At 26.3% G+C, this 7,383-nt stretch carries 9 protein-coding genes; 2 read left to right on the forward strand and 7 right to left on the reverse strand.

Going from position 1 to position 7,383, the window contains the following annotated elements; genetic code table 11:
- The 4 genes from Q0V09_RS05400 to Q0V09_RS05415 all read right to left on the reverse strand — a co-directional run.
- On the reverse strand, nt 1-463 hold a 463-nt coding region (locus tag Q0V09_RS05400), incomplete at its 3' end, for an FAD-dependent monooxygenase (protein WP_297487523.1).
- Nucleotides 464-545: 82 nt separating this feature from the next.
- Nucleotides 546-818: an HU family DNA-binding protein gene (locus Q0V09_RS05405; RefSeq protein ID WP_297487525.1), complete on the reverse strand. Its 273-nt coding sequence runs from the start codon at nt 816-818 to the stop codon at nt 546-548.
- Nucleotides 819-974: 156 nt separating this feature from the next.
- A complete protein-coding gene (locus tag Q0V09_RS05410) occupies nt 975-1,556 on the reverse strand; it encodes an HD family hydrolase (protein ID WP_297406722.1) in 582 nt (193 codons plus the stop codon).
- A gap of 20 nt (nt 1,557-1,576) precedes the next feature.
- A complete protein-coding gene (locus tag Q0V09_RS05415) occupies nt 1,577-2,794 on the reverse strand; it encodes a DEAD/DEAH box helicase (protein ID WP_297406721.1) in 1,218 nt (405 codons plus the stop codon).
- A 154-nt stretch (nt 2,795-2,948) separates the two neighbouring features.
- Between Q0V09_RS05415 and Q0V09_RS05420 the strand changes: the two genes are divergently transcribed.
- Nucleotides 2,949-3,680, forward strand: coding sequence for a toxin-antitoxin system YwqK family antitoxin (locus tag Q0V09_RS05420; RefSeq protein WP_297487527.1), 732 nt, complete (start codon nt 2,949-2,951; stop codon nt 3,678-3,680).
- A gap of 148 nt (nt 3,681-3,828) precedes the next feature.
- On the forward strand, nt 3,829-4,782 hold the full coding sequence (locus Q0V09_RS05425; protein WP_297406719.1) for a carbohydrate kinase family protein: 954 nt from the start codon (nt 3,829-3,831) through the stop codon (nt 4,780-4,782).
- A 97-nt stretch (nt 4,783-4,879) separates the two neighbouring features.
- On the opposite strand, the gene Q0V09_RS05430 is transcribed toward Q0V09_RS05425, so the two are convergent.
- From Q0V09_RS05430 to Q0V09_RS05440, 3 genes are all read right to left on the reverse strand, one after another.
- Nucleotides 4,880-5,554 (reverse strand): Bax inhibitor-1/YccA family protein, encoded by a 675-nt coding sequence (locus Q0V09_RS05430; RefSeq protein ID WP_297487529.1) that lies wholly within the window; start codon nt 5,552-5,554, stop codon nt 4,880-4,882.
- 81 nt (nt 5,555-5,635) lie between these two features.
- Nucleotides 5,636-5,836: a hypothetical protein gene (locus tag Q0V09_RS05435; RefSeq protein WP_297406716.1), complete on the reverse strand. Its 201-nt coding sequence runs from the start codon at nt 5,834-5,836 to the stop codon at nt 5,636-5,638.
- A 74-nt stretch (nt 5,837-5,910) separates the two neighbouring features.
- Nucleotides 5,911-7,257, reverse strand: coding sequence for an MATE family efflux transporter (locus tag Q0V09_RS05440; protein WP_297487530.1), 1,347 nt, complete (start codon nt 7,255-7,257; stop codon nt 5,911-5,913).
- Between the last annotated feature and the right edge of the window lie 126 nt (nt 7,258-7,383).

A 7,383-nucleotide genomic window follows, 5' to 3' on the forward strand; every position in this document is an offset into this window, starting at 1 on the left:
CTGCTCCTCCCTCTCCAAATTGTATATTAGAGTTTTCATTTAAAATACTAAAATTAACAAAATGATTTATTGTTTTATCTCTATTTTCAACTTTTTCACCACGTTCATATATTACTGGTTTAATTCCAAGTTCACAAAGTCTAAGAGCTGAAAATAGTCCAGCTGGACCACTTCCTATAATTGCAACTCTCTCTATCCCCTCTATTTTTTTAAAGTTTAATTTTTCTATTTTTTTAGAAAGATTAACATCTAAATTCTCTATATTGATTTCTTTTTTTAAAGTAATCTCTATATTATAGACAAACTTAATATCACTTTTTTTTCTACTATCAATTGATCTTTTAATATACTCTATTTTTTCTATATTATCTTTTTTTATTCCTCTTTTTAAAACTTCATTTTCTAATTCTTTATTTTGATTTTTAGATATTGATACATTAATATTATTTATTACAACTTTCATTTCCACCTCTTTTTCATAAAAAAAGCTTCGAATTTATTCTCATAAAGAATTTCTGTTCGAAGCCATTTACAAATTATATAAACTACATGATTTTTTCTTCTAAAGTTTTTCCTACTCTGAATTTTACAACTTTCTTTTCTTTTAATTTCATTTTTTTACCTGTTTGTGGATTTCTAACTGCTCTTGCTGCTCTTGTAACAACTTCAAATTTCCCCCAACCGATAAATGATACTGGTTCTCCTTCGATTAGTTTTTGTTCAACTAAGTCTAAAAATAACTTAACTGCCTTTTCTGAATCTTTTTTAGTGTAATCTCCTGTTTTTGCAAATAAATCGATAAACTCTTTTTTTGTCATTATTTTTCCTCCTCAAACTATTATATAAAAATAGAAAGAACCAAATAAACCAAATACAGATACTACAAACTGAAAACCCTTATATAATGGTATCTTTAACCGATTATACTCATAAAACCTTTAATTGTCAATACTTTATAAGCTTTTTTTTGTTTTTTATCTTATTATTCCTTTTTCTTTATATTTTTCTAGTTCTGGAAGAATATGTTTTTCATATAATTCTGGAAGATATTCTTTTAAAAGTTTAGTTCTATCTATAACTTTTTCCATAGGAACTTTAAATTTTTCCCATGTATGCCCATTGGATGTTACATTTTGCATAAATCCTTGATACTTATCGCAAACATTAGCATATATAGCTTCATTACTTTTACAATCTTCAAATTCTAACCATAATTCTACCATCTCTTTTTCTTGATCTTCTGGTAAAATAGCAAACAGTTTTTTAGCGGCATTTATCTCAGCTTCTAATTTATCTGATCTATCTGGGCCAAAAGCAGGAGTGTCTCCAGCATATATCTCTACTAAATCATGTATTAAAATCATTTTTAAAGCTTTTTCTAAATTAACTTCTTTAGGAAAATACTCTTTTAAGGTTATAGCAACCATTGCCATATGCCAACTATGTTCAGCATCATTTTCCTCTCTTTTCCCATTTACAACTAAAGATTGTCTAAAAATATCTTTTACTAAATCAATTTCGTATAAAAATTTCATTTGTTTTTGTATTCTATCCATGACCTTCCCTCCAAGTATAATTATCCTCTTCTGTATCTATCTTTTTGTTCCTCTATATTTTTAGTTCTTGCATTTATTTTTTTATTATATTTTGTTTTAGGAAGTTCTAAACTAGACATAACACCAGAAACATATTCTACTTCTTTTTCTTCAATTGTAATATCTAATGTATTTTCAATTTCTTCTAACATTTTAAGATCTCTATCAGTTACAAAGACATAAGCTTCACCCTTATCTCCTGCTCTTCCTGTTCTTCCAATCCTGTGAATATAACTTTCAACATCTTCAGTAATATCGTAATTAAAGATATGTGTAACTCCTGTTATGTCTACTCCTCTTGCTGCAACATCAGTTGCTATTAAAAATTGAAAATCTACATTTTTAAACGACTTCATTATTTTCTCTCTTTTAGCTTGTGGAATATCACTATGTAATTTTTGACAAGAGTATCCTTTTATACTTAATTCTTGTTCTAATTTATCTACTCTAGCTTTTGTTCTACAAAATATTATACCCATAAAAGGATTCGTTTCATTTAATAATAGACAAAGAGTATCCTCTTTTCTTCTATCTGTTGTTCTTATTAGAAACTGCTTAATATTAGCTAACTTATCTTCAGTACTTTTAACAGAGATAGATAGAGCTTCCTTTGTTATTTTATAAGCAACCTTTTTTACTTGAGTATCTATTGTTGCTGAGAAACAAAGAGTTTGTCTCTTTTTATTTAGAGTCGGAATAATAGTATCTATTTCATTTCTAAATCCCATCATCAATATTTGATCTACCTCATCTAAAACGAACATTTTAACTTTCGATAAATCTATTGCATTTCTTTTAATTAAATCTACTAATCTTCCTGGAGTTCCAACAACAATATCTACTCCTTTTTTCAAATTTTCAATTTGTCCTGCGATCTCTCTTCCACCATAAGCCAGTAAAACTTTCAATTTTTTTTCATCGTTTACTTTTTCTATTTCTTGAGAAATTTGAATAGCAAGTTCTCTTGTAGGTGTTATTATTAATCCTTGAGGTTGATTCCCATTTTTTAATGTTTGCACTAAGGGAAGAACAAAAGCCAATGTTTTTCCACTTCCGGTATTTGCTTGAGCTATTACATCTTTACCATTTAAAACTTGAGGGATTACCTCTTCTTGAATCTCTGTTGGAGATTTTATTCCACTCTTACTTAATTGTATTATTATATTTTCATTAATATTTAATTCATTAAAATTATTCAACTTTTACTCCTTTTTAAAATCTTTTTCTTTAAGAATATATTATACCATTTATTTTAATAAATTGTAAACAACACATATTTTTATTAATCTTTATTTTGATTTTATTTTTATATTGTGATAGCATATTTTATATAAATATATACGGAGGAATTAAATGAATCTTACTTTAGAATTTAATCAATTGGAAAATAAAAATGATACAATTTATAGAAAATCATCTGACATTCCATTTACAGGAATAGGAATTTGTAAATATGTAAATGGAAATATTGAAACTGAAATCCCTTTTATAGATGGAATTATTAATGGAACAGTTAATATCTATTATACAAAAGGAAATTTAAAATCTAAATCTATTTATATTAATGGATTATTGGAGGGGGAAAGTTTAACTTGGTTTGATAATGGAGTTTTACAAGGAAAATGTAATTATGTAAAAGGAAAATTAAATGGCAGAAGTGAAACTTGGTATCCTAATAATCAAGTAAAATCTGAATCATTTTTTTTAGATGGAAATTTAGATGGAGAGTCTAAAGAATGGTATCCAAATGGATTATTAAAAACAGAACTTACTTATTTTAATAATGAAAAAAATGGGAAAAGTAGAACTTGGTTTGATAATGGACAATTAAGAACAGAAAATAATTTTAAAAATGGTTTGATTGATGGAGAGGGAAAAGAATGGTATGATAATGGAAAAATTAGATCTGAAATTTTTTCAAGAAATGGAATAGCTGAAGGTTTAAGTTCTGAATGGTTTGATAATGGACAATTAAAATCAATTTGTTTATTTAAAAATAATCTTCCTCACGGAGTTCATATAGAGTATGATAAAGATGGAAAAATTTTAAAAGATACAACATATAATAATGGAATTATAGTTTAACATGTATATATTGAACGAATCTTTTTTTTTCAAACCAAACAAAATGATTATAAAACATATGTGAAAATAATAATTTTTATACTTTGAATTTTGCAGAAAATCTGTTACAATATAGTTATTTCATTTTTTTTATTTAGGAGGATATATAATGATTGATTGTCTAAACGGGCATAAATATATACTAGTTTTTGGTGCTTCTGTTGTAGATATGTTTGGATTTTGTAGTTCATCATACAAAACATGTGATTCAATTCCAGGAAAGATTAAAATATCTTTTGGTGGAGTTTCAAGAAATATAGCTGAGAATATGGCTAGAGTTGGAGTTAAAACTAAATTTATTTCAATTATTGGAGATGACGAAATTGGTCGTTCAATGTTAACTCATTCATTGAAAATAGGATATGATATGAGAAATTCTTTAATATTAGAAGGTCAAAGTACACCAACTTATATGGCTGTATTGGATCAATCAGGTGAGATGGTTTCTGCTGTAGCTGATTTAGATAGCATTAGCGCTATGACTACTGAATTTATAGATTCAAAAAGTGTTATGTTTGAAAATTCAGAATACACATTTTTAGATGCTGATGATCCTATAATTTTAGAATATTTATTACGTAAATTTCAAGGAAAAACTAAATTTATTTTAGATCCTATTTCATCAACTAAGGCAGAAAAAGTAAAGCATTTAATCAAATATTTTCATACTATAAAACCCAATAGAATTGAAGCTGAGGTTTTATCTGGAATTAAAATAAACACAAAAGAAGATTTAGATAAAGTTGGTGACTACTTTTTAAATTTAGGACTAACTAATATTTTTATAAGTCTTGATGCAGATGGAATATATTATGCTAATAAATCTGAAAGAGGAACTTTAAAAGCTAAAGATGTAATTGTTAAAAATGTAACAGGAGCTGGAGATTCTTTTGTAGCTGGTTTAGGTTATGGATACATAAATAAACTTTCTATTAAAGAATTAGTAAAAATATCAATGGCGATGGCTATTGCTACAATTTCTCATGAAGAAACGATTCATCCAGAGATGGGGCATAAATTAATTGAAGAGATACTAGAAAAAACAGAGTGGATTGAAGGATAATTTTATCCTTTTTTCTTTGTTCTCTATTGTAATATTATCGGACTGTATATCTTGGGCGCGAAATATGAGGGTCAGTTTTAACTTTCCCTCATTTTTTTTAATTATTTTTCTTTCCAAATAGTCTTAATAAATTTAAGAATAAATTAACAAAGTCTAGATATAACATTAAAGCGCCAATTGTTGAAAATTTTTCAAAATCTTCATCTGTCATTTGATTATTATTTACTATTTTTACTATTTTGTTAATGTCATAGGCTATTAATGCTGTAAATAAAACTACTGCACAAACAGATATGAACCATCCTAAAATACTTATTTTAAGAAACAGATTTAAAAGAGATACTATCACAAGAGTAATTAAACCGCCTTTAAAAAATCCTGAATATGACGACAAATCCTCTTTTGTTTTTAATCCATATATACTCATTCCAACAAAAATTAAAGATGTTACTCCTAATACATATACTACAGAACTAACACTATACATTAGCATTACAATTGATAATACCATCCCATTCATTCCTGAATATGCTAAAAATAACAATTTTGCTGTACTACTACTCATTTTTCTTAATCCAAAATTAATTCCTAAAACTAATAATAATTCACCAATTATTATTAAATTCATATATCTAGATACAAAAGATATTGCTGGACTATTTGAAGCAACACTAACTGCTACAATTCCCGTCACAATTAAACCTAAAAACATCTGTAAAAATACTTTTCTTAAAAATGTATTTTTACTATTTAAACTTATCTCACCATACATATTTCCTTACCTCCTATTTTTTTTTAGTATACACGTATAATTTTAATTTTGCAACTAAAAAAGTTAAAGGGTATTTTACTACTATTTTATATCTATTTTTTCATTAGACTTTATAAAATCATAAAACTCCTTTTTTCTATTATTATTTTTTTCTTTCGTTTTTTCTTTAAAATCCTTTTTCATTTTCAAAGGTTTTTTCTTTTGAAAGCTATCTTCATATTTTTCTAAATCATCAAAATAAAAATTTTCCTCATAACTTTGGTCTAATTTCATTCTTCCCATCTCATTCTCCTTATAAATTAAATAAAAGACATACTAATTTAATAATCTATTTTAGAGATTTTGTCAATCTATTTTTAATCTAATTTTCTATATATTTTCAAATTATTTACAACCATATATAATGTAACTCCAGCTGCTATTAAATCACAAATAGGTTGAGCCATCCAGATTCCAATTAAACCAAATGTTTTAGACAGAAGTATTATCAAAGGAACTAATAAAACAACTTGTCTAAGTAAACTTAAAAACATAGCAGCTTTCCCTTTCCCTATAGCCAAGAAATAATTACTTCCTGCCATTCCAAGTGCTATTGCAGGCATTGCAATTAAATATATCCGAACTCCTGTAACAGACATTTTCATAATATTAGGATTTTTATTAAATAGTCCTATTATCTCTTGTGGAAAAAGTTGAATAAAGAATAAAGCTACTAAGAAAAATAAGATTCCTATATTTGCTGATAATTTATATGTTTTTTCTACTCTTTTATATTGTCTTGCTCCAAAGTTATATCCTATAATTGGTTGTGCACCCTGAGATATTCCATACACAGGCATAAAACACAATAAAGCTATAGCATTAACCGTAGCCATGGCACCTATAGCTAAATCTCCACCATATATCTTTAACGCATTGTTATTAACTACTTGAACCATACTCGCTGCTAACTGCATAGCAAATGGAGAAACTCCTATAGCTAAAATTAATTTTACAATTCTCAAATCTAATCTTAAATTTATTTTTTTTATTTTTAAATTAGATTTTTTGCTCATATAATAAGCTATTGATAATATTGTAGTTAAAATTTGTGATAATACTGTTGCATAAGCTGCTCCTTTTATTCCCATATTAAAAGTGAATATAAAAATAGGATCTAATATTATATTTAAAAAACAACTAACAACCATTATAATTGAACAAATTTTAGGATTTCCATCTGCCCTTATTGTGCTATTCAAAGCATATCCCATAACATTAAAAATACTTCCATATAAAATTATCCCAATATATCTTTCAGCATAAATCATAGTATTTTCACTTGCTCCAAAAGCTATAAGAATATCTTTTTTAAAAATTATCCCAACTATTGTAATTAAAGTTCCTATTATTATGGATAAAGTTATAATATTTCCTATTATTTTTTCAGCACTTTCCTTCTTTTTTTCCCCAAGTTTTATTGAAATATTAGCAGTTGCACCTATTCCTATAAGCATTCCAAAAGCTAGTACTATTGTTATTATCGGCATAGTTATTCCTATTCCTGTAATTGCTAATGCTCCAACACCTTCCATATTCCCTATAAAAATACGATCAACGACATTATATAATGCACTTACTAACATCCCAATTATTGCTGGTATTGAATATTTTATTAATAGTTTTTTTATATCCCCAGTTTCTAAATTCAAATCCTTATCCACTATTCCTCCTTATATTTTTCATTTTTTTAGTATCCTTATATCATATCATTTTTTTCTTAAAACGCCTAAAATTAAACTATTATTTCTCAGAATAGTTTTTATATATGAAAATCATAATATATAGGT

It is taken from the genome of uncultured Cetobacterium sp. (genome assembly GCF_947039425.1).
GTDB lineage: Bacteria > Fusobacteriota > Fusobacteriia > Fusobacteriales > Fusobacteriaceae > Cetobacterium_A.

Coding starts and splice junctions, on each gene's coding strand:
- Q0V09_RS05405 (WP_297487525.1), bottom strand. CDS start 818: ATGACAAAAAAAGAGTTTATCGATTTATTTGCAAAAACAGGAGATTAC.
- Q0V09_RS05410 (WP_297406722.1), bottom strand. CDS start 1,556: ATGGATAGAATACAAAAACAAATGAAATTTTTATACGAAATTGATTTA.
- Q0V09_RS05420 (WP_297487527.1), top strand. CDS start 2,949: ATGAATCTTACTTTAGAATTTAATCAATTGGAAAATAAAAATGATACA.
- Q0V09_RS05425 (WP_297406719.1), top strand. CDS start 3,829: ATGATTGATTGTCTAAACGGGCATAAATATATACTAGTTTTTGGTGCT.
- Q0V09_RS05430 (WP_297487529.1), bottom strand. CDS start 5,554: ATGTATGGTGAGATAAGTTTAAATAGTAAAAATACATTTTTAAGAAAA.
- Q0V09_RS05435 (WP_297406716.1), bottom strand. CDS start 5,836: ATGGGAAGAATGAAATTAGACCAAAGTTATGAGGAAAATTTTTATTTT.